At 64.2% G+C, this 21,432-nt stretch carries 24 protein-coding genes and 2 pseudogenes; 12 read left to right on the top strand and 14 right to left on the bottom strand.

The annotated features are described in order from the left end of the window. The first annotated feature begins 27 nt into the window (after nt 1–27). From GSQ90_RS25450 to GSQ90_RS32950, 3 genes and pseudogenes are all read left to right on the top strand, one after another. Complete coding sequence (locus GSQ90_RS25450; RefSeq protein WP_158817772.1) at nt 28–810, top strand: fumarylacetoacetate hydrolase family protein; 783 nt, start codon at nt 28–30, stop codon at nt 808–810. 7 nt (nt 811–817) lie between these two features. Next, a pseudogene (locus GSQ90_RS25445) lies at nt 818–1,051 on the top strand (aldolase/citrate lyase family protein); the annotation flags it as partial. A gap of 14 nt (nt 1,052–1,065) precedes the next feature. Then, entirely contained in the window at nt 1,066–1,218 is a 153-nt protein-coding gene (locus tag GSQ90_RS32950; RefSeq protein WP_371418452.1) for a hypothetical protein, read from the top strand. Here GSQ90_RS32950 and GSQ90_RS25440 read toward each other — a convergent pair. The 5 genes from GSQ90_RS25440 to GSQ90_RS25420 form a co-directional block, all read right to left on the bottom strand. Next, on the bottom strand, nt 1,215–2,174 hold the full coding sequence (locus GSQ90_RS25440) for a nucleoside hydrolase (protein WP_158817771.1): 960 nt from the start codon (nt 2,172–2,174) through the stop codon (nt 1,215–1,217). The genes GSQ90_RS32950 and GSQ90_RS25440 overlap by 4 nt on opposite strands. 327 nt (nt 2,175–2,501) lie before the next feature. Next, nucleotides 2,502–3,461 (bottom strand): ABC transporter permease, encoded by a 960-nt coding sequence (locus tag GSQ90_RS25435; protein ID WP_158817770.1) that lies wholly within the window; start codon nt 3,459–3,461, stop codon nt 2,502–2,504. Continuing rightward, complete coding sequence (locus GSQ90_RS25430; protein ID WP_246731773.1) at nt 3,458–4,495, bottom strand: ABC transporter permease; 1,038 nt, start codon at nt 4,493–4,495, stop codon at nt 3,458–3,460. The genes GSQ90_RS25435 and GSQ90_RS25430 overlap by 4 nt, the downstream gene beginning before the upstream one ends. Continuing rightward, nucleotides 4,492–6,048, bottom strand: a complete 1,557-nt coding sequence (locus tag GSQ90_RS25425; protein WP_158817769.1) for an ABC transporter ATP-binding protein — start codon at nt 6,046–6,048, stop codon at nt 4,492–4,494. Before GSQ90_RS25425 ends, GSQ90_RS25430 begins: the two co-directional genes overlap by 4 nt. Before the next feature lie 198 nt (nt 6,049–6,246). After that, nucleotides 6,247–7,263, bottom strand: a complete 1,017-nt coding sequence (locus GSQ90_RS25420) for a BMP family ABC transporter substrate-binding protein (protein WP_246731772.1) — start codon at nt 7,261–7,263, stop codon at nt 6,247–6,249. A 190-nt stretch (nt 7,264–7,453) separates the two neighbouring features. Here GSQ90_RS25420 and GSQ90_RS25415 point away from each other — a divergent pair, with 190 nt between their 5' ends. Then, nucleotides 7,454–7,663 (top strand): hypothetical protein, encoded by a 210-nt coding sequence (locus tag GSQ90_RS25415; RefSeq protein WP_158817768.1) that lies wholly within the window; start codon nt 7,454–7,456, stop codon nt 7,661–7,663. Between the two features lie 135 nt (nt 7,664–7,798). Here the strand turns inward: GSQ90_RS25415 and GSQ90_RS25410 are convergent, their stop codons facing one another. Then, nucleotides 7,799–8,809 carry a 1-aminocyclopropane-1-carboxylate deaminase gene (locus tag GSQ90_RS25410; protein ID WP_158817767.1) on the bottom strand — a complete coding sequence of 337 codons (1,011 nt, stop codon included), beginning with the start codon at nt 8,807–8,809 and terminating at the stop codon, nt 7,799–7,801. A 157-nt stretch (nt 8,810–8,966) separates the two neighbouring features. Here GSQ90_RS25410 and GSQ90_RS25405 point away from each other — a divergent pair, with 157 nt between their 5' ends. Then, the gene (locus tag GSQ90_RS25405; protein WP_158818167.1) at nt 8,967–9,431 is read left to right on the top strand and encodes an Lrp/AsnC family transcriptional regulator; all 465 of its coding nucleotides are present in this window, start codon (nt 8,967–8,969) and stop codon (nt 9,429–9,431) included. 168 nt (nt 9,432–9,599) lie between these two features. Here GSQ90_RS25405 and GSQ90_RS25400 read toward each other — a convergent pair whose 3' ends face one another. Further along, nucleotides 9,600–10,052, bottom strand: a complete 453-nt coding sequence (locus tag GSQ90_RS25400; RefSeq protein ID WP_246731771.1) for a PaaI family thioesterase — start codon at nt 10,050–10,052, stop codon at nt 9,600–9,602. A 100-nt stretch (nt 10,053–10,152) separates the two neighbouring features. Then, the gene (locus GSQ90_RS25395) at nt 10,153–10,782 is read right to left on the bottom strand and encodes a TetR/AcrR family transcriptional regulator (protein WP_158817765.1); all 630 of its coding nucleotides are present in this window, start codon (nt 10,780–10,782) and stop codon (nt 10,153–10,155) included. Between the two features lie 114 nt (nt 10,783–10,896). Here GSQ90_RS25395 and GSQ90_RS25390 point away from each other — a divergent pair, with 114 nt between their 5' ends. The 3 genes from GSQ90_RS25390 (at nt 10,897) to GSQ90_RS25380 (ending at nt 13,869) form a co-directional block, all read left to right on the top strand. Then, complete coding sequence (locus GSQ90_RS25390) at nt 10,897–11,928, top strand: aldo/keto reductase (RefSeq protein ID WP_158817764.1); 1,032 nt, start codon at nt 10,897–10,899, stop codon at nt 11,926–11,928. Between the two features lie 77 nt (nt 11,929–12,005). Next, nucleotides 12,006–12,761 (top strand): SDR family oxidoreductase, encoded by a 756-nt coding sequence (locus GSQ90_RS25385; RefSeq protein ID WP_158817763.1) that lies wholly within the window; start codon nt 12,006–12,008, stop codon nt 12,759–12,761. A 76-nt stretch (nt 12,762–12,837) separates the two neighbouring features. Next, on the top strand, nt 12,838–13,869 hold the full coding sequence (locus GSQ90_RS25380) for an aldo/keto reductase (protein ID WP_158818166.1): 1,032 nt from the start codon (nt 12,838–12,840) through the stop codon (nt 13,867–13,869). Between the two features lie 37 nt (nt 13,870–13,906). On the opposite strand, the gene GSQ90_RS25375 is transcribed toward GSQ90_RS25380, so the two are convergent. From GSQ90_RS25375 to GSQ90_RS25360, 4 genes and pseudogenes are all read right to left on the bottom strand, one after another. Next, nucleotides 13,907–14,428, bottom strand: coding sequence for a DUF3828 domain-containing protein (locus GSQ90_RS25375; RefSeq protein WP_158817762.1), 522 nt, complete (start codon nt 14,426–14,428; stop codon nt 13,907–13,909). Between the two features lie 53 nt (nt 14,429–14,481). Further along, complete coding sequence (locus GSQ90_RS25370; RefSeq protein ID WP_158817761.1) at nt 14,482–14,883, bottom strand: hypothetical protein; 402 nt, start codon at nt 14,881–14,883, stop codon at nt 14,482–14,484. Between the two features lie 113 nt (nt 14,884–14,996). Continuing rightward, nucleotides 14,997–15,275 (bottom strand): annotated as a pseudogene (locus GSQ90_RS32945) (GNAT family N-acetyltransferase); the annotation flags it as partial. 60 nt (nt 15,276–15,335) lie between these two features. After that, complete coding sequence (locus GSQ90_RS25360; RefSeq protein WP_158817760.1) at nt 15,336–15,599, bottom strand: helix-turn-helix transcriptional regulator; 264 nt, start codon at nt 15,597–15,599, stop codon at nt 15,336–15,338. Nucleotides 15,600–15,931: 332 nt separating this feature from the next. Between GSQ90_RS25360 and GSQ90_RS32940 the strand changes: the two genes are divergently transcribed. Then, nucleotides 15,932–16,318 (top strand): GFA family protein, encoded by a 387-nt coding sequence (locus GSQ90_RS32940; RefSeq protein WP_158817759.1) that lies wholly within the window; start codon nt 15,932–15,934, stop codon nt 16,316–16,318. A gap of 125 nt (nt 16,319–16,443) precedes the next feature. On the opposite strand, the gene GSQ90_RS25350 is transcribed toward GSQ90_RS32940, so the two are convergent. Then, nucleotides 16,444–17,196 (bottom strand): SDR family NAD(P)-dependent oxidoreductase, encoded by a 753-nt coding sequence (locus GSQ90_RS25350; protein WP_158817758.1) that lies wholly within the window; start codon nt 17,194–17,196, stop codon nt 16,444–16,446. Between the two features lie 145 nt (nt 17,197–17,341). Between GSQ90_RS25350 and GSQ90_RS25345 the strand changes: the two genes are divergently transcribed. The 3 genes from GSQ90_RS25345 (at nt 17,342) to GSQ90_RS25335 (ending at nt 20,745) form a co-directional block, all read left to right on the top strand. Next, nucleotides 17,342–18,220, top strand: a complete 879-nt coding sequence (locus GSQ90_RS25345; RefSeq protein WP_158817757.1) for a LysR family transcriptional regulator — start codon at nt 17,342–17,344, stop codon at nt 18,218–18,220. Nucleotides 18,221–18,462: 242 nt separating this feature from the next. After that, a complete protein-coding gene (locus GSQ90_RS25340) occupies nt 18,463–18,906 on the top strand; it encodes a GFA family protein (protein ID WP_158817756.1) in 444 nt (147 codons plus the stop codon). Between the two features lie 294 nt (nt 18,907–19,200). Continuing rightward, nucleotides 19,201–20,745 (top strand): FAD-dependent monooxygenase, encoded by a 1,545-nt coding sequence (locus GSQ90_RS25335; protein ID WP_158817755.1) that lies wholly within the window; start codon nt 19,201–19,203, stop codon nt 20,743–20,745. 30 nt (nt 20,746–20,775) lie between these two features. On the opposite strand, the gene GSQ90_RS25330 is transcribed toward GSQ90_RS25335, so the two are convergent. Further along, entirely contained in the window at nt 20,776–21,297 is a 522-nt protein-coding gene (locus tag GSQ90_RS25330; protein ID WP_158817754.1) for a chloramphenicol phosphotransferase CPT family protein, read from the bottom strand. Between the last annotated feature and the right edge of the window lie 135 nt (nt 21,298–21,432).

Here is a 21,432-nt window from a genome sequence, read left to right as displayed (position 1 = left end):
ATCTAGCGAATCCTTTCGGAGATTTCGATGCTGACTGAAGAAGCGCGACGCCGCGGCGCCGAACAACTCGTGCGAGCCGAGCGCGAGCGCAAGGCCATCCCGCAACTCAGCAAAACCTTTCCGAACATCGAGATCGCAGACGCTTATCGAATCCAGGATCTCTGGGCGGAGGCGAAAATCGCCGCTGGCGTCGGCGTGGCGGGCCACAAGATCGGGCTCACGTCCCGCGCCATGCAGATGGCCTCCAAAATGACCGAGCCGGATTACGGCCGCATATTCGACAACGCCATCTACAATGACGGCGCGCAAATCCCGGCCGCAAGCTTTCTGAAGCCGCGGCTTGAGGTCGAACTCGCCTTCATCATGGGCGAGGATCTGGAGGGTCCTGGAAAGCGCATTTATGACGTGATGCGCGCGACAGAATTGGTCGTGCCCGCGCTTGAGATCATCGATTACCGAACTGAGGTTCCGCGTGCGATTACCGACACGATCGCCGACAACGCCGCCTTTGGCGCCATTGTGGTCGGCGGGCGTTCGATCCGGCCGATGGACGTCGACATCCGCTGGGTCGGCGCGACCCTTTCGAAAAACGGGATCATCGAGGAATCCGGCGTTTCGGCGGCTATTATGGGCCATCCGGCCGCCGGCATTGCCTGGCTCGTCAATAAACTCCACGCCGTCGGCGCCAAGTTGACGAAAGGCCAGATCGTTCTGGCGGGCTCCTTCACCCGGCCTGTCGATATCGCAGCCCGCGATGTCATCCACGCGGATTATGGTCCACTCGGCGCCATCGGCGTCTCATTTCTTTGAGGTTATCATGGACCTCCCTGCCAATCTCTTCAAACGCGCGCTCGCCGAGGGCCGCCAGCAGATCGGACTGTGGCGCCCCCTCCCCGGCGCCTACGCGGCCGAAGCATTAGCCAGATCCGGCTTTGACTGGCTGCTGTTCGACACCGAGCACTCGCCGGGCGATCCCCTGACCGTGCTGGCCCAACTTCAGGCCATCGCGGCCTATCCCGTTGCGGCGGTGGTCCGGCCGGCCAGCAACGACAACTCTACCTCCTGGTGCAGGTTGAAACCCAGGAAGCGCTGGACAAGCTCGAAGAGATCGCGGCGGTGGAGGGCGTCGACGCGGGCTTTCTGGCGCGGGCGACCGAAAAGCTCGCACGGGAATTTCGAGCGGCTGAGGATTGGCGGCAGGGCGGTCTCCGTTTCTAAGCCGAGAAACTCTTGAGCGCGTCGACGAAACGGCGGGAGAAGCGCTCGCCGTCGGCCTGCATGCACACATCCGCATTACGCCGGTCGGCCGCCGTGCGCCGGCGGTCGGCGACGGTCTGGCCGCGCGTCAGCGCGCCGGCAAGCTCGATGTCTACGCACATGCGCTCGGTCGCAGCGAGCGACGGGTCCTCCGCGATCGCCACCGCGAGCGGATCGTGCAGGCCGCAGCCGTCAATGCCGGGATACATAGCCGCGTAGGAATCGACATAGAACTGGGCGATTTTCATCATCGTCGCGCCGACGCGCCCGCCCTCGCGCGCAATCTCCTCGCGCATCACGGCGGTGAGCCGCACGCCCATCGTCACATCCATGCCGACGAGCACGATTTTCGCGCCCGAGCGCAGCACGATCTGGGCCGCTTCCGGGTCGTTCCAGAAATTGGCGTCAGCCATCGGCGAGGGAATGCCCTGGATGCCGGGATGAAAAATCGTGCTGCCCATGATGACGATCTCCTTGAGCAGCGTGGCGATATCGGGCGCCTTGGCGAGCGCGATCGCGACATTGGTGATCGGACCGACAGGGCAGAGCGTGATGGCGCCCGGATTCTCGCGCGCCATGCGGATGATGAGATCGGACGCGTGTTCGGCGACCGGGCGCGCTTTGGGCGCCGGCAGGATCACGTCGCCAAGGCCATTGGCGCCATGCACATGATCGGCGCCCTTGACGAACGGGCGCAGCAGCGCGCGCCCGGAGCCGCGCGCGACGGGAATGTCGGCGCGCCCGGCGAGTTCGAGAATCCGCAGCGTGTTGCCGGTCGCCGTGTCGACGTCGGTGTTGCCAAAAGTTGTCGTCAGCGCTTCGAGGCGAATGCCCGGCCGGTTGAGCGCATAGAGAATGGCCATGGCGTCGTCGATGCCGGTGTCGACGTCGAGGATCATGCGGCAGGGTTGGGTCATGGGGGGCTGTCCTGACTCTACGAGGGGCTCCGGCGGCTTATCTCCCGCCACGCCGCCGAGCCGCCGTCAAGCGGCTGCGCCGCTCCTCCACTTCGTTTCGGCCCTTCGGGTGACTGCGTCGCGTCGGCGCGGCAAATGGCATCCATGTCCTTTTGGTGCGCGAGAGCGGCCTGCGGGCCGCTTCGCTCACCAAAAGGACATGGTGAGCAAAAGGCCATCGTCGCGCAGAGCGGTCACGGGTCGCGAAGCGACCGCGAAGCGGCTTGCCCTTTACCGCGAGCACGGCGATGGCACCGCGCCGCTCTCCAAACGGAGTGCGCAAAACCATCATCGCGCATCCGCCTGCGGCTCGGCCATGCCGCCCGGCGTCGCCGCTGCGACTTCGGGCGAGACAAGCGCGCGCGTGCGTCGGCGATGGCTGAGCACGAGCGCGGCGAGCGTCACCACATAGGGCGAGATGTCGGTCAATTGATTGGGCAATCCCTGGCTTTGCAGCTTGACGCTGAAAGCGTCGGCGAAGCCGAACAGCACGCAGGCGGCCGCCGCGTAGAGCGGGTTGCGGCGCCCGAGCATCACCGCCACCACCGCGATCCAGCCGCGCCCGGCGGTCATGTCTTCGGCGAAGACGCTGACCGCGCCGAGCGAAAGCTGCGCGCCGGCAAGCCCGGCGAGCGCGCCAGCGACAAGAACGGTCACGACGCGATAGGCGCGTACGTCGATTCCCAAAGTCTCGGCGGCGTCGGGCTGCTCGCCGACGCCGCGCAGGCGCAGGCCGAGCGGCGTCTTGAACAGAACGACGCTGACGATCGCGACCAGCGCCCAGGCCGCCCAGGTGAGCGGCGTCTGCCGTGCGAAGCCCCAGCCGACGATCGGAATGTCCTGGATCGCCGTGATGCGGATCTTGGCGAGACTGACGATCGCCGGGTCGCTGAATGTGCCGCTGACCCCGAACATCACGCGCAGGAGATAGGCGGTGAGGCCGGAGGCGAGCAAATTCATGCCGATGCAGATCACCACCGAATCGCCGCGAAAGATCGTCGCGCCATAGGCGAGGATCAGCGAGAAAACGACCGCGGCGAGCATCGCCGCCGCGACGCCGCCAGCCGCGCTATGCGTGACATAGCTGCCGACGACGCCCGCGAAAGCGCCGATCAGCATCTGCCCTTCGAGCGCCATATTGAAAACGCCGACGCGTCCGCATAGCACGCCGGCCAGCGAAGCCAGCAGGATCGGCGTGATCGCCTGGACTGCCGATTGCATGAGGAAAGGCGTGATGAGGCCGCTCATTCCCGGCTCTTCCCGGCGCCGTGGCGAACCGCCAGAAACAGGATGACGATCGATTGCAGCACCATCGTCAGCACGCGCGGCACCGAGGTCTCGCGCTGCATGGCGAAGCCGCCGGTCTGCAAAGCGGCGAAGAACAGGCCGGCGAGGATCGCGCCGGCCGGCTCGCCATTGGCGAGCAGCGCCGCCATCAGTCCCGACCAGGTGTAGGAGGGCGTGAGCAACACGTCGTCGATGAAACGGAATTGCGAGCCGAGCACGATGATGGCGCCGACGAGCCCGGCGATGGCGCCGCTGACGAACATGATTCGCATCGCCTGCCGGTCGAGACGCACGCCGCCATAGCCGGCAAAGCGCAAATTGATCCCGCGCATGTGCAGCTCGTAGCCGACGACCGTGCGCCGGTCGACGAACAGGACGAGCGCTGCGATCGCCGCGATGAGGATGAGGCCGACATTCAGCACGCCGTTCAGCGCCATCAGACGCGCGCCTTCGGGAACGAGCGCGGTCTGCGGCAGGCCGGTCGTCGTGTCGCGCAGGGGGAAGCGCACGATATAGGAGGCGACGCCGACCGCGGGATAGCTCAGCAGCAGGCTCGATATCAGCATGGGCACGCCATGGCGCGTCTCGCCCCAGGCGGCGAGCGCCGCATAGAGCCCGGCGGCGACGGCGGCGGCGATCAGCGCGGCGATCGCCACCAGCGGGCCGGGGCCTGGCAAATAGATCGCGACGATCGCCGCGACCAGCGCGCCGATGATCAACTGCCCGTCGCCGCCAAGGTTGATCATGCCGCCGCGCAGCGGGATCGCCGCGACCAGCGTCATGCCGACCAGCGGCGTCGCCCAATTCAGCGTATTGGGCCAATTGTCGAGAGCGAAAGCGCCCATGAAAATCTGGGCATAGGCTTCGGCCGGATTGACGCCGGAAGCGAGGACCAGCGCGCCGCCGACGAGCGCGGCGAACAGAATGGCGATCGCCGCCGATGGCGGGCGCCAGCGCGATAGGGCGCGCGCATCCGGCTGCGGGGCTGCGCTCACGCGGCCTCCGGCGCGCGTCCGGCCATCAGCAGGCCGAGCGTTTCCTCATTGGCCTTGTCTTGCGGCACATCGGCGAGGACGCGCCCCTCATACATCACCAGGATGCGATCGCTGAGCGCGAGAATTTCGCTGAGCTCGGACGAAACGAGCAGCACGGCGCGCCCGGCGGCGCGCTCGGCGACGAGCTGGCCATGGATGAATTCAATGGCGCCGACATCGACGCCGCGCGTCGGCTGTTCGGCGATCAAAGCGGGCGCCGCATGCGACAATTCGCGCGCGACGACAACCTTCTGCAAATTGCCGCCCGACAGCGATCCAACCGGCGCGCTCTCGCTTGCGATCTTGACGCCGAATTTGGCGATCAGCGCGCGCGCCCGCCTCGCCACAGCCGCCGCGTCGATCAGGCCGCCGCGCGCGAGCGGCGGCGTGCGGTGAAAACCCATCGCGAGATTGTCGGCGGCGCTGGCGGCGAGCGCCGACCCGACGCTGGCGCGATCCTCGGGAATATAGGCGATTCCCGCCGCGCGCCGCGCCGCGACATCGGAATCCGTCACGTCGATTCCGCCAACCAGCACCTTGCCGCCATCGAGGCGCCGGAGGCCGACCAGCGCCTCGACAAGTTCGCTCTGACCGTTGCCCGCGACGCCGGCGAGCCCGACGATCTCGCCACCGCGCACCTTCAGCGCGATCTTGTCGACGAGCGGCTTGCCGCCCGGCGCGGCGATGGTGAGGTCGATCGCCTCCAGCAGCGTCGCGCCGGGATGCGAGAGCCCCTTCTCGACCGTCAGGCTGACGCTGCGCCCGGTCATCGCGCGCACGATCTCGCGCGGATTGGTCTCGGCCGTGGTCATCCGCTCGACCACGCGGCCATCGCGCAGCACGGTGACGCGATCGGTGATCGCCATCACCTCATGCAGCTTATGCGTGACGAACAGGATGGTGCGTCCTTCGGCGGCGAGATGGCGCATCACCGCGAACAGGCTGTCGCGCTCCTGCGGCGTCAGCACGGCGGTCGGCTCGTCGAGAATGAGGATGCGCGCATCGCGGTAGAGCGCTTTCAGGATTTCCACGCGCTGGCGCACGCCGACGGAAAGTTTCGATACGATCGCGTCGGGATCGACGGCGAGGCGATGGCGGGCCGCGAGATCGGCGACGGCGCGCCGCGCGGCTGCCCGATCGATGAACACGCCGCGGCGCGGCTCCGCGCCATAGACGATATTCTCCCAGACGCTCAGCGAATGGAACAGTTTGAACGCCTGGTGGACCATGCCCATGCCCTTGCCGATCGCGTCGAGCGCCGAGCGGAAATGCACTTCCTCGCCGCGCAGCAGCACCCGACCTTCGTCGGGCTGTTGCAGCCCGTAGAGAATGCTCATCAGGGTGGATTTGCCGGCGCCGTTCTCGCCCATGACGGCATGAATCTCGCCGCGCGCGACGGAGAGATCGATATGATCGTTGGCGAGCAAGGCGCCGTAGCGCTTGACGATGCCGGTCGCTGAGAGCTCGGGGGCGGCGGGGGGCGAAGCGGTTGGGAGGGATCCGTCGTTGGGCATGAGGGAGCGTGTTTCACCGATGAGAGCTTGTCAACGACCTGCAAGGCTTGCGCCGCCCCTCATCCGCCCGGCTCCGCCGGGCACCTTCTCCCGCTTCGCGAGAGAAGGGGTGCGCGTCTTCCTTCTCTCGCGAAGCGGGAGAAGGTGGCCTTCGCGTTAGCGAAGGTCGGATGAGGGGCGGCGCGACCTCGGCCGCGCTTATTTCGCCGCCATCGGATCAGCGATCACGAGCGCGCCGCTGACGATCTGGTCGCGCAGGGCTTTCACCTTGGCGATCGCCTCGGGGAAATCGGCGATCGTGCATTTGGAATCCTTCACGGCGTCGCCAAGGCCGGTCAGCGCCATGCCGCCTTCCTTCAAGCCAAGCGCGGCGATCGGCGGCTGCGTGCCCGCGACAATGCCTTTGACCGCGAGTTCGACGGCGATGTCGGTTTTCTTTTCGACATTGTCCATCACGAAGCCTGGCGACTGCGGGCATTGATTGACGTCGACGCCGAAAGAGGCCGCGCCGGGCGCGTCTTCCACCGCCTTGAAGATGCCGCCGTTCGAGCCGGCCCCCGCCGCCAGAATGCGGTCGGCGCCGTCGGCGAGCATCGCGGCGGCGCGCTCCTGGCCGCGCGCGGGATCCTGGAACGGGCTATTGCCGCCGACCCACAGCGTCGGGGAAATCTTGACGTCGGGCTTGGCCTGTTTGGCGCCTTGAATGAAGGCGTCGGTGTAGCGATGCAGGAACGGGATATCGAGCGCGCTGATCGCGCCGACCTTGCCTGTCTTGGTGGTCAGCGCGGCCTCGGCGCCGGTGAGGAAGCTCGCCTCATATTCGCGGAACACCGAGCAATAGATGTTGGGCTTCATCTTGCCGAACGGGCAGGAATCGATCTGCAGGAATTTCACATTGGGATAGGCGGCGGCGACGTCGGGCAGCATGTCGTTGAATTCGAAACCGATCGCGATCACCACCGCGGCGCCCGCCTTGGCGGCGGCTTCGAGATTCTGCCGCTGCGTCGTCGGATCGGTGCTCTCATAGGTCTTGGCGTCGGCGCCGAGCGCCTGGGCGACCCGATCCGTGCCGGCCTTGCCGAGCTTGAGGAAATCGTCGACGCCCAGCGCATTGGGCGAGACATAGACGAACAGGGGCTTGGCGGCGGCCGCCGACGCCGCGGACGCGAGAAGGCCGGCAAACGCCAGGGCCGCCAGTTTCGAGGAGAGTTTCACGCTTTTGCTCCGGTCTTGCGAGAACGGGCCGAAGACGGCCCCCCAGGGAATGTCCGGGCGAATTCGATCAGAACTTTTGCTGCGGCGCAATGAGGGGGCGTGGCGGGGCGCGGGCTGCGTCGGCGCCGTGGGCGCAGACCGTAACGCCCAACAGCGACCCACCTGGGCCGTTCAGCCAGAGGAGCCTAGCATGAATATCTTCTTGAAACTGTGCGCGGCCGGTCTTGCCTGCGCTTTCATCGCCGCCGGAACGATCGCGGCGAACGCCAATCCGATCCCCGCCGATGTCACCGCGACGACGGTCGCCCCATCGACCAGCGCAATCGTCATCGCCTTGAATCCGCAGCCCCTGCCGCCGGGCCGCGCCGACGACTTCGACGATTACGATTTCGAGGGATAGTCGCGAAGAGGAGCCGCGAAAGCGCGCGGCTCCGTCCGCGAATGCCCGGAATCGACCGCGAGCGGTCTTTCGCTATAGCGCTCAACCGACCGTCGGCGCGCGGAGCCAGCATAAAGCGGGTTGTTCTGAGGCGCGTCAGCCGTTGCGAAACGTGTAGCTGTAACCGTTGAGCGCCGGCGCGCCTCCCAGATGGGCGAAGAGCACCTTCGATCCTCTTGGGAAGAACCCTTTTTGGACGAGGTCGATCATACCCTGCATCGACTTGCCCTCGTAGACAGGGTCGGTGATCATCCCTTCCAGCCGTGCGGACATGCGTATCGCCGCAACGGTCTCCTTCGACGGCACGCCATAGACCGGATAGGCGTAATCCTCCAGCAGAACGATGTCGTCCGCCGTGATGTCCCTGCCGCCGACCAGGGCCGAAGTCTTTTGCGCGATGTCGAGCACCTGCGCCTTGGTCTGCATGGGGGTGCACGAGGCGTCGATACCGATGACATGGCGTGCGCGGCCATCGGCGGCAAAGCCCACCACCATGCCGGCATGGGTCGAGCCGGTGACGGTGCAGACGATGATGAAGTCGAATTTCACGCCCATCTCTTTTTCCTGCGCCCGCACCTCCTCTGCGAACCCGACATAGCCCAGGCCGCCGAACTTGTGCACCGAGGCGCCCGCCGGGATCGCGTATGGCTTGCCGCCCTTGGCCTTCACATCCTCAAGCGCCGCCGTCCAACTCTCGCGGATGCCGATGTCGAACCCTTCATCCACCAACTGGATCTCGGCGCCCATGATGCGGGAGAGCAGGATGTTTCCCACCCGGTCGTAGACCGCATCCTCGTGCGGAACCCAGCTCTCCTGGATCAGCCGGCATTTCATCCCGATCTTCGCCGCGACCGCCGCCACCATGCGCGTGTGGTTCGATTGCACTCCGCCGATGGAGACCAGCGTATCCGCATTGGCCGCGATGGCGTCGGGCACGATATATTCGAGCTTGCGCAGCTTGTTGCCGCCGAAGGCCAGGCCGGAATTGCAGTCTTCGCGCTTGGCGAAAATCTCGACATCGCCGCCCAAATGCGCGGTCAATCGGGACAGCTTTTCAATCGGACTGGGACCGAAGGTCAACGGGTAGCGTTCAAATTTCGACAGCATCGCAGCCGCCTCCTTATGATGACGATGCCGGTACGCTACCAAAAACAAAGCGAAATGTGCTCTCGACTTGCTCGGTCTGATTGCAGTATCCTATCGTCGGATGACCGCCATGAGCGGATATCATCCAATAGTTTGCTAATAAACGGAAGATTCTCTCATCGCTGATCGACTCGACAAAATCGATTTCAAAATTCTCCGCCTGTTGCAGGCGGACGGGCGCATGGCCAACGCCGAGATCGCCATGCGGGTGAACACCAGCGCCGCGACCTGCCATCGTAGGATGCAGCGGCTGTTCGAAGAGGGTTACGTCAGCGCGGTGCGCGCGCAAATCGCCCCTCACAAGGTCGATCGAGGATCTCTGGTGATCGTGGGGGTCGTTCTGGATCGTTCAACGCCGGAGAGCTTCGCCGCTTTTGAAAAAGCGACCCGATCCATACCCATGATCCTGGACTGCCACCTCGTCGCCGGCGACTTCGACTATTTCCTCAAAATTCGCGTGCGCGACATGGCCGATTTCAACCGGCTCCACAGTGAGAAGTTGATCGCCTTGCCGGGCGTGCGGCAGACGCGGACTTTCTTCGTGATGAAGGAAGTCATCGACAACGCCCCGTTGAACATATGAATGTGGCGCGCGCGTTTTGACCGCTCTCCCGTTGCGGTCATTCTCAACCGGCCGTCGTATTCGCCGGTCGCGCGCAATTGCGGCGAGGCGCCCGTACTTACCAAATCATCAAGAGGTCGACGACGATGCGCTATGAGGCAAGACGGGACGCATCGTTGCAAACCCCGCTCAATCACTGATTCCTTGCCGCCCTTCGAGCGCCATCAATGTCGCGGTGAGCAGCGCGATCAGCTTCTGCTGTCCCCCGCTCTCGGCGAACACCTCTGTCTGGGCAAGCGTCAAGGTGCGGCCGGCCTTGACCACCCTGCCGCGCGCCAGGATGCGATCGCCGACTGCGGGCGCGACGAGATTGATCTTGAACTCGGTCGTCAGCACGCCCCTGTCCGGCGGCATCAGGCTGAGAGCGGCATAGCCGGCCGCCGTATCGGCGATGGCGCTGACGGCGCCCGCGTGAACAAAGCCGTGCTGTTGCGCGACCGCCGGCGTGGGGCTGAGCGCAATCTCGACGAGACCGGGCGCGACGCTGACGAGCGTGGCGCCCAAGGTGCTCATCAACCCCTGCTTGGCGAAGCTCGCTCGAACGCGGTCCTCATAACCGGCAATCTCTGTTTCACGGCTCACGGCTGACCCTCCGACCGCCGAACGTGACATTGGCTCAGGCGGTCTGCAATAGGTCGAAGCAGCGCGAGCCTCGGCGCCGTCCGGATCCGAGCCGCCTGATTTAAGGCGCGTTGCCCGATGGGCGCGCGCCGTAGCGCAGCCCGTCGACGAGCAGGGCGACCATGCGTCGCGCATGTTCGGGTCCCTGATTGTAGGCGTGCATGCTCAAGCTCGCGACTGCGTTCAAAAGATCGGCGGCGGCGATATCGGTGCGGACCGCGCCAGCGGCTGTCGCCGATTCAAGCAGCGCCCGAAGCGCGGGTTCCTGCCGCTTCTGGAAGTAAGCGGGCAAGGCGCCATATGCCGGGTCTCCTGAATGGAGGGCCGTGGCGAGTCCGCGCTTGGCCGCGATGAAATCCACGTAACGCTGCATCCATCGCGCGAGCGCCTCGCCGGGCGCGTGCTCGGCGGCCAAAACGGCCGCAGCGTCCGCGCAGGCGTCGATTTCACGACGGAAGACGGCCGCGATGAGGTCGGAGCGCTGCGGAAAGTGGCGGTAAACGGTGCCGACGCCAACGCCGGCCTTCTCGGCGATCTCCCGCACCGGCGCGTCCACGCCGGAGGTTTTGAACACCGCCATCGCCGTCTGGAGCAACGTGTCGATATTGCGCCGCGCGTCGGCGCGCACGGGACGGTCCGCGCTTTCGCTCGGTTTTGAACCCTCATCCTGCTTCTTCGGTTTGCCGCCCATCACAACACGCTTGCTAAACGGAACAACGTTCCGTATAATCGGAATCACGTTCCATTTAACACCCATAACGCAACGCGGCGGCTTTGGCCACAGCAACCCACAATGGAGATTACCATGGAATATCGCTCGTTGGGCCGAACCGGCATCAAGGTCAGCCCCTATTGCCTGGGCGCTATGATGTTCGGCGGCATCGCCAATTCCGATCACGACGACTGCATCCGCGTCATTCACAAGGCGTTGGACTTCGGCATCAACTTCATCGACACGGCCGACCGCTACAGCGCCGGCGAGTCCGAAGAGATCGTCGGCAAGGCGCTGAAGGGGCGGCGCGACAAGATCGTGCTCGCGACCAAAGTCCATGGGCCGATGGGCGACGATCCCAACCAGCAGGGCGCGTCGCGGCGTTGGATCATGCAGGCGGTGGACAACTCGCTGCGCCGCCTGCAGACCGACGCCATCGACCTCTACCAGATCCATCGGCCAGCGCCGGACACCGACATCGAAGAGACCTTGTCGGCGTTCACCGATCTCGTGTGCGCGGGCAAGGTTCGCGCGATCGGCTCCTCGACCTTCCCGGCATCGGAGATCGTCGAAGCGCAATGGGTTGCCGAGCGGCGCGGGCTGGCGCGTTTTCGCACGGAACAGCCGCCGTATTCGATCCTGGATCGCGGCATCGAGCGTGAGGTGCTGCCGGCGTGCGAGCGTTACGGAATGGGCGCGATGGTTTGGAGCCCGTTGTCGAAGGGCCTGCTCACCGGACGCTACCGCAAGGGACAGCCGCTGCCCGACAGCCTACGGGTGAAATACCTTCCCCGGCAGATGTCCGACGCGCGCAGTCTGGAGGCGGTCGAACAGCTCATCCCGCTGGCGGAAGAAGCGGGGCTGTCGCTCACCCATATGGCGATGGCCTTCGTGATGGCGCATCCTGGCGTAACGTCGGCCATCCTCGGGCCGCGCACGATGGCGCATCTCGACGATCTGCTCGCCGGCGCCGAGCTTCGTCTCAGCGACGAGGTTCTGGACCGGGTCGATCAGATCGTCCCGCCTGGAACCGACGTCGGATTGAATGAGGCGGCCTACAATCCGCCGGCGATCCTGAAGGCCGATCTGCGCCGCCGGCCCAACGCCGAACGCGCCGCCGCATAGCGCCCAAAGACAGCGCCCGGAAGCCCAACATTCGTGGGACTGAAGGGTAGGACAATACCCACTCGAAGGAGATGACAATGCCAAACAAACCCGTCGCACTCGTTACCGGCGCCAATCAAGGAATCGGTCTGCAAATCGCTAGGGATCTCGTCGCGCAGGGCTTCACCGTTCTCGTCGGGTCGCGCAATCTCGAACGCGGCGAGGCGGCGGCCAAGGAGGTTGGGCCGGACGCGCACGCGCTCCAGCTCGACGTGACGGATCAGGCTTCGATCGCCGCCGCGGCGGCGCGCGTTCGCAAGGAGTTTGGCCGCCTCGACGCGCTTATCCAGAACGCGGCGATCTCGAATACGAACAAGCGGGCCGGCCAATCCGTCGAGGAATATGCAAAGACCACCCGCCCGAGCAATGTGTCGCTCGATGAAATGCGCGCGGTGTGGGAAACCAACGTCTTCGGCGTTCTCGCCGTCTACCAGGCAATGCTGCCGTTGCTGCGGGAGACGCCGGGCGCCCGCATCGTCAACGTGTCGAGCGGCGTCGGGTCGCTGGCGAGGAACTCGGACCCGGCCTTCGCCTACCGCGCGATCTTCGGCCCCGTCTACCCCGCGTCCAAGACCGCCCTCAATGCATTGACCGTCGCCATGGCGATCGAGCTGGAGCCGGAGGGGATCAGGGTCAACGCCGTCTCCCCGGGCTTCACCAAGACGAACCTCAACGGATATGCGGGCACAGAGAGCGTCGAAGAGGGCGCCCGCGAGGCGGTGCGCGTGGCGCTGCTCGGTCCGGACGGCCCGACAGGGACATTCTCGGGCGCGAGCGGCCCGATCCCGTGGTGATGAAGTCTCCAACACGTGAGACTTAGCGCAGCAGGCCGGCGTCGGCTGCAGATCCATGAACAAGAAAGAACAGACCATGCAATACCGCACGCTCGGAAGAACCGGAATCAAAGTCAGCCCTTATTGCCTGGGCGCGATGATGTTCGGCGCCGTGGGCAATGCCGACCATGACGACTGCATCCGGATCATCCACAAGGCTTTGGATGCGGGAATCAACTTCGTCGACACCGCCGACTTCTATAGCGCCGGCGAGTCGGAGGAGATTGTCGGCAAGGCGCTCAAGGGCCGCCGCGACAATATCGTGCTCGCCACCAAGGCGCATCTGCCGATGGGCGCCGATCCGAACCAGCAGGGCAATTCGCGGCGCTGGCTGACCCGCGCGGTGGAGGATTCCTTACGCCGCCTGCAGACCGATCACATCGACCTCTATCAGATTCACAGGCCGGCGCCGGAGACCGATATCGAGGAAACCCTTTCGGCGCTCACCGACCTGATGCGGGCAGGCAAGGTGCGCGCGATCGGGTCGTCGACCTTCCCCGTCTCGGAAATCGTGGAGGCGCAATGGGTCGCGGAGCGACGCGGGCTGGCGCGCTTCCGCGCCGAGCAGCCGCCCTATTCGATCCTCAACCGCGGCATTGAGCGCGAAGTGCTGCCAGCTTGCCAGCGTTACGGAATGGGCGCGCTGGTCTGGAGCCCGCTGGCGATGGGCATACTCACCGGCCGCTACCGCAAGGGCCAGCCGCAACCCGATAGCGCGCGCGCCAAGAGATTCCCCAAGCAGATGGCCGACGAACGCAGGCTGGACGCGGTCGAACGCCTCATTCCCGTGGCCGAAGAAGCCGGGCTGTCGCTGACGCATATGGCGATGGCTTTCGTGATGGCGCATCCCGGCGTGACATCAGCGATCCTGGGACCGCGAACGATGGAGCAATTCGACAATCTGCTGGCGGGCGCGGAGATCGTGCTGGATGATCAGGTTCTCGACCGGATCGACGCGATCGTTGCGCCGGGCGCCGATCTTGGATCGCTGACCGCGGCCTACGATCCGCCGTCGATTACGCAAGCGCCTCTGCGCCGCCGGCCAACCGCCGAACGCGCCGCGGCGTGATCGGCGTCAGGGGCAGGAAGCCAGAAAAGCCGGCCCCTCATTGCTTATAATCGTAGTCGCTCAGCAGCTTGGCGATCCGCACCGGCGCTTCGGAGCCGCTTTTGGTCTCAATGTCGTCGATCTTCCATTGGCCGTCCTCGCGCACGAAAAAGTAGGTGTTGACGCAGGCAACGGCGAGGTTGGTGAATTTGACCGTCACCGTCGCCTTGTCGCCGGCGACGACGAGGGCGTCGACTTTGACGTTCGACAGCGTCCAGGCCTGGCCGTCGATGATGAAATCCCAGTCAAGCGCGCAAACGCCGCCCTCCTTCACTTCGCAAGCGTCGTCCCGCTTGAACAGCGCCGCAAGCGATTTCGAGGCCCGTTTCCCCATGAGCTCGGTGCTCGACGATATATCCGACGGCGACTTTTCCGCGCGATGGTAGAGAGCGTAGATCTGGCGCAGCCAAACCGCCGGGTCGGGCTCGCGCGCATTCACCTGCGCGCGCGCCGGCGCCCCGCTCACCAAGAGCGCTCCCGCGAGCGCCGCCGCCAGCGCCCAATGCTTACAACCCGTCATCGCCCCGCCTCCTCGCGCTTGTTCCCGTTCGCCGATGGGCGTCCGGGCTCGAATCAATGCCGTTTGCGATAGTCGCCGCTGACTTCGCAGGACGGCCCATGAAAATTAAGGCAGCCGTCTTCTTCTTCGACGCTGACGCCCTTCTTGGTGCGGCGAATAACGAGAACGCAGGTGTAATTGTCCTCTTTGGCTTCGGCTTTCAGCGTGTCGCCGTCCGCTGCGCCGAGCGCGTCGGCGACCATGCCCGAGCAGCCCTCCGTCCCGACGACGGCCGTCACGTCGAAGCGGCCGTCCGCGCGATGCTTGATCGTGAGTTCCTGCCTATAATCCTTGGAGCCCGCGACATAGCGCCCCTCGAACGCCAGAGCCGCCTGAGAGGCGAAAAACGCCGCGCCGAACGCCAACGCCGATGTCATCCATTTCGACATGAGGGCGCCGATGATCATTCGGTTCATTGTCCTGACCCTATGCGAAGCCGATGAGCGCGGAGCGGCGCATCGAAGAGAGCTTTACGGAATGACAAAGTTCAATTTTCGGTTAATTCGGACGCCTTTTTACCGGCCTGTGATCATTGGCGTCGGCGCGCCATCGAGGCCCGCAAATTTTGATGGCCGGCGCTGAAACGGCATATTTCCCGATGCGGTTCGAAACCAAGCCGTCGATAAACCGACAGCGCCGCCGGATTGGCGCTTGAAACGCTCAGTCCAGCGGGGCGATCCAGTCCAGCGCCGGCTGCTTGCAGGGCGCAATACGCCAGCGTGGTTCCAAGCCCTCGCCCCTGGTATTCAGGATCGGACGAAAACCCCTCGAGGCCGCGGCGCGCGCGTCGGCGAAGCGACCAGTCGGCGACGGTTCCACACCTATTCCACGTGACCGCCGAATAAACATCCTGCCCGCGCTTTGCTCGCTAGTCCGGCAATCCGTCACAACATTGGTTGATGAATTGCTGTACCAAGCGCGCCCGATGAGCATCGATTCGGCAGCGCAATACTCGCCCCTCGCGGGTCTGCGTGATGAGTCCGATGCCCGCCAGCTCCGCCAGGTGGTGAGAGACGGTGGATTTGGGCAGTTTCAGAGCCTGCTGGATGTCGGAGACCTTGCATCCGGTCTCGCCCAACTCCGCCAACAGGCTAAAGATTTGCAGACGAGACGGGTGTCCAAGTTCAGCCAAGCATCGCGCGGCGACCGCGAAAGGGAGGCTTTCCGTCACCTAGCCGCACCCTTGCAAAGACGGCCGCGCGACTTTCATGGATTCAGAGCGCGCCTTCCAGACCGGAGTCTTTCGCGGCGGGAGACGGAGGGCGTCAAGCTGATCTCTTCGAAGCCCGATATCGTCTAAATCGCGGTCCCCTAAGAGCTCTAGCCTATTCACGAAGTTCTGCCGCTCAAAATGGGCGGCGATCTCGGACAGCCAATTGTAAATTCCGTTGAGCATGGCATTGCTCCCTTCTGACGATAGTTCTAGAATAGTCGTCCTAATGCGAAAAATCAAGGGAAAAGCCGATGGCTGATCAAAGCGATTCCGCGCGGGCGACCGGAAGCTGCCTCTGCGGGGCGGTGCGCTTCTCCATACATGGCCCCATGCGCGAAGTGGTTTATTGTCACTGCGCGATGTGCCGCCGCGCATCGTCACATGGCGTGGCCTATACCGCCTGCGCCCCGGAATCGCTTCAGGTCGCCGAACGCCGCAAGCTCAAGTGGTACAGATCATCGCCTAATGCTCGCCGAGGATTTTGCAAAGACTGCGGCTCGCAACTGTTCTGGGAATCGGCGCACGCGGCGCAAATATCCGTTTCAGCGGGAAGCCTAGACCAACCGACAGGACTTCGCTCGGGGAAGCACAAGCACCTCGAGTATGTCCCAGACTACGAGAGGCAAGTAGAGCCGTAGCAGCGAGCAATGTGGGCGCCGCGGTCGCTCGACCATCGCTCAAGATTTCCCGCAGCGCCCCGTCATAGGCGCGGCTTTGCCGCCCTCTCAAATTCCTTCCGTTTTGAGAGATGACATTTGACCCGTCAGACCGCCGTCAGCCCGCCATCGACCGATAGCTCGACGCCGGTGATGAAGCTGGCTTGGTCGGACGCCAGGAAGGTCACGGCCGCGGCGACCTCCTCGGGCTGGCCAATGCGTCCGACCGGAACCTGCGCCACCATCGCCGCGGCGCGCTTCATGACCTCTGGATTGTTCGCTCCGATGGTTTGGTGGAGCGGGGTGTCGATCGGGCCGGGGCTAACAGCGTTGACCCGGATCCGCCGGTCTTTCAGTTCCGTCGTCCAGGTTCGCGCGAAGGCTCGGACAGCCGCCTTCGAAGCGCTATAGCCGCTCGCGCCGGGCATGCCCTTCACGTTGGCGATCGACGTCGTGAGAACGATCGCGCCACCGTCGGCAAGCAGAGGGAGCGCCTTCTGCACAAGGAAAAACACGCCCTTCACGTTCAGGTCGAAGGTAAAATCGAACTGTTCTTCCGTGAGCTGATCCAGCTTGCCGGGTTTGCTGCCGCCGGCGTTGGCGAACACGATGTCCAGTCGACCGTGGCGCGCTTGGATGTGCGCGAAAATGGCGTCAAGATTGGCTATCTTGCTAACATCGGCCTGCACGGCGGTCGCCCTGGGGCCAAGTTCCTGGAGCGCAGAGTCAAGCTTTGCTTGATCGCGCGCTACGATGACGACGCTCGCGCCTTCGCTGATGAAACGCCTAGCCGTCGCCAAGCCGATGCCGCTGCTGCCGCCCGTGATGAGCGCGATCTTGCCGCCAAGCATGTTCGTCATGTAATTGCGCCTTGTGTTTGAGCCAACCTTGGAGGCGCGCTCATGTCGCGAAGACGTTGGAGCACAACTCGATTTCGTCGATCATGCTCGTGTCGGCGAGACGGGGGTAGCGTCCGCCGAGGCATTTGATTTATGCTTGGGGGGCATGAGCGACCGCCTCTCCGCCCTTCGGCTCTTCGCCCGCGTCGCGCGCAAGGGCAGCTTCTCCGCGGCCGCTCGTGAGCTGGGTCTCACCCAGCCGACGGCTTCCAAGATCATTGCCGCGCTCGAACGAGAGGTCGGCGCGTCGCTTCTGGTCCGCACGACCCGCGCCGTCACTCTGACCGAGGTCGGAATCAGTTACCTCGCCCGGATCGAGCAGGCGATCGCCGAACTGGACGAAGCGGATCACGAGGCTCGCGGCGGCGGCGAACTTCGAGGCGTGCTGCGCGTCGCCCTCACCTCCAGCATTGCCGTGCGGGAAATCATTCCGCGCCTGCCAGCCTTTGCATCCCGGCATCCCGCGCTGCGGATCGTGCTGCTCGTCGACGACGAACGCCAGAACCTGCTTGAAGAGGGCATCGATGTGTCCCTTCGGCTCGGGCCGCTGGAAAGCTCAAGCATGATCGCCAGACACGTTGGCGAGTGGCCCTTCGTGGTCGTCGCCGCTCCCGCCTATCTCAATGCCGCCGGGCATCCGGCGACCCCTTCCGACCTCCGCGCCCTGTCGACGATATCCCATTCAGAGAGCCCGACAAATCTGTGGACTTTCCGGAAGGGGAACGCTGTCGAAGCGATCGAGCTGATTCCGAAATACGTCATCAACAGCAACGAGGGTTGTATCGCAGCCGCCAAGGCGGGGCTTGGTTTCACATATTCAGCCACGCTTGCGGTCAGGCGCGAGCTTGAGGAGGGTTGTCTGATTCGCATCTTGCCCGAATGGCACATCGGCTCTTTGCAATTGAATGTGCTGTTCCCTGCCGGAAAAGCGGTCAAGCCCGCGGCGCGCGAATTTGGAGCGTTCGTGCTCGGCCTGCATCTTTGACCGTCGCCATTCCGGATCGGCTTTCCTGACGAAACAGCTTTGTCTCTTAAAAGTCCCCCTATTTTCAGGCAAAAGGCGCTTCGTCGTAATTCTTGAGTTCCGTACCGCTGGCGTGCTGAAGGTCGCACTTGGCTTGATTTTTCAACCGAAGACGGGCGTGATCCGGACATCCCCATAACATCCGAAAATGCCTGTCGGCGGCACGCGCCGCCGACAGGCCTATCTATGCAAAGGAGGCCCAAATGAACAGGCTCGCCCAATGCCATTGCGGGTCGCTTCGCGCGAACATATCCGGCGACCCGCTCATGATCAGCCTATGCCACTGCCGCGATTGCCAGCGAAGGACTGGAGCGTTCGCGGGCGGCGGCGCGATTTTCGAGACGACTCAGGTCGCCATCGAAGGGGATCGCAAGGTTTTCGAGCGAGATGGACAGGAAGGGCGCAAAATTCGCTTCCACTTTTGCCCGTCTTGCGGAACATCGTTGTATTGGGATGGAGATTTCCGGCCAGGCTGGTGCGTCGTCGCTGTCGGCGCATTCGCGGACCCGACATTTCCGCCGCCTTCGGCATCTGTCTTCGAAGAATCGAAACATGCCTGGGTTCAGCTTCCCGATGGGATGAAGCATGCCCAACGTGGGCTCGCCTCGTCAGCGGCAAAGGTCGACGCCGAGCCGCGCGACGATTAGTCCCAGCCCCTTCTTGGCTGCGGTCCCGCGTGTTGCAAAACTTGATATCCTCACCACGCCCAACCAACAGCACGTACCGTTGCAGATCGATGGGCGCGACGCTATACTGCCGGCGTCGGAAAAGGCAGACTTGGTTTGGTAAGCCCAAGTCCTTTCGGAAACGGAAGCTCTGTCCCTGCCTCGTGCATGAGTTCCCCTCGACGAACGTCGGACGCCGCTCAAGCGTCCGTTGTTCGTCCGTGTGGTTCTCAAAACGACGAACCGCTCCGGTCGAACGACCCAAAGGAGTAGTTCATGCACAACCCCCACTCGGCGCCCTATGATGTCGTGATTGCCGGCGCCGGCCCCGTTGGCTTGTTTCTCGCCTGTGAGCTGCGCCTCGCAGATCTCTCGGTGCTGGTTCTGGAGCAAGCCGGGGACCCGGACTCCCCGTTGAAGCGGCTTCCATTCGGCAGGCGCGGCCTTTGGGCGCCCACCATCGAAGCCTTCCACCGTCGCGGGTTGCTGAACGACATCGCGGCGCCGCAACCCGCGAAAAATGACCCGGACGGCGGCGGCGCCTCGACGACCGCACAAGGGGCGGAGCAGCCGCGCCGCCAGGCCGGTCATTTCGCCGGCATCCCTTTCGACACCGACAATATCGACGCCTCGAAATGGCGATATCGCCTGCCAAGTCCGGCCGACGCCAATATGGCGGCCGATATGGAGCATATCGAATCCGCCCTGGCCGCTCGCGCGAGCGCGATGGGGGTCGAGATCAGGCGCGGCCGCGGCGTCGAAGACTTCGACCAGTCGAACGAAGACGTGACCATTCGCGCGGGCGGCGAGACTTTTCGCGGACGCTGGCTCGTCGGATGTGATGGCGGCCGCAGCACAGTGCGCAAGGCGGGCGGCTTCGCGTTTGTCGGCACCGATCCCGAGTTCACCGGCTATTCCGTTCAAGTCGAGATGGCTGATCCCGATAAGCTCAGCCAGGGCCGCCACTACACGCCGACGGGCATGTATTTTCAGTCGCGGCCCGGGGCCATCGCGATGGTCGAGTTCGACGGAGGCGCTTTCCATCGAACCCAGCCGATCACGCTCGAACACGTGCAGGCGGCGTTGCGTCGCATCTCCGGCGCGGACGTCACCCTGACGGCCCTCCGGCTCGCCACCACTTGGACGGATCGCGCCTACCAGGCGACGACTTACCGCAGAGGGCGCGCGCTGCTCGCCGGCGACGCCGCGCACATCCATTCCCCCTTGGGCGGCCAAGGGCTCAACCTAGGGTTTGGCGACGCCATGAACCTTGGATGGAAGCTCGCCGCCGTCATCCGTGGCGACGCGCCGGCCGGTCTGCTTGACAGCTATTCGAGCGAACGGCATCCGGTGGGCGCGCAGGTTCTTGACTGGTCGCGCGCTCAGGTCGCGCTCATGCGGCCAAGCCGGAGTTCGCGCGCGCTCGAAGCCATCATCCGTGATCTCATCGACACGCGCGACGGCGCGACCTATTTCGCCGAACGCGTGTTGGGCGTTTCTCTGCGCTACGATCTTGGCGGCGGGCACCCGCTGGTGGGCCGCAGCGCGCCCGACTTCGAGTTGCTCGACGGGACGAAGCTCGGTGAACGCCTCAGGACGGGGAAAGGCCTGTTGCTGGACTTTGACGCTCGTGCGCCGCTTCAGGCGCTTGCAAACCGCTGGAATGGTCGGATCGCGTATGTCGCCAGCGACGCCAGGGACCGGTTGGGCTTGAGCGCTGTGCTCGTGCGCCCCGACGGCTTCGTCGCCTGGGCCAGTGAGGGCGCCTCAAACCATGAGGAAGCGGCTCAGGCCGCATCGCGCTGGTTCGGCGAACCCTAAGAGATGCGCGCACCTTCCCGAGCCGACTCCTTAATCCGGCGCCGAGATGGAACGGCTACGCCACGCTGTAAGAATAGTCTCAACGTTCTGTTCGAGCGGCTGCGTCGTGTCGATTTCCAGGTTATATCGGCAGAAATCGTGCGTCTTCAGGTGGTAAGCGCCTTCGCCAATCTGACGATTTCCTCGTAAGCGCTCTCTCCGCTCAATCTCGGCCGCCGGCGCATGAACGCCAACCCAGAAAACGTTGAAGGGCGATAGCAAGGCCTTCAGATCGTCGGCCCAGCTCTGGCGTTCCACAATATGTTCCACGAGGAGGTCCAAACCTACCTCTGCGAACGCGGGTATCGATCTGTGGAATCCTTCAAAGAAAGCTTCCCTGTACTGAAACCGAACATCTTTATCGAGCGGGCGAAAGCGCGCATCTGCGAGCTGATCAGAGGAATAGTAATGAAATTGAGGCTCAAGCCGGACCCTCAATTCCTTCGCCAAGGTGGACTTGCCTGCGCTAGAAGTACCGTTCAGCAGAATGATTCTTCCCTTGGATTGCGCCATGCCGCCAACCTCAGATCGTGGATTCCATCGGGCTATATCAAGCAAATCTCGGCGCGGCCGCGATGCGCCGAACGTCAACCATGCTCGGAGGACAATAACGCATGGCGAATGATGATCGCATCAAGATAATTCCCA

Origin of the sequence: Methylocapsa sp. S129 (assembly GCF_009765995.1) — a bacterium.
Classification (GTDB): Bacteria; Pseudomonadota; Alphaproteobacteria; order Rhizobiales; family Beijerinckiaceae; genus Roseiarcus.
The sequence above is the reverse complement of the archived record's forward strand: the minus strand, read 5'-3'. Positions and strand labels throughout refer to the sequence as shown.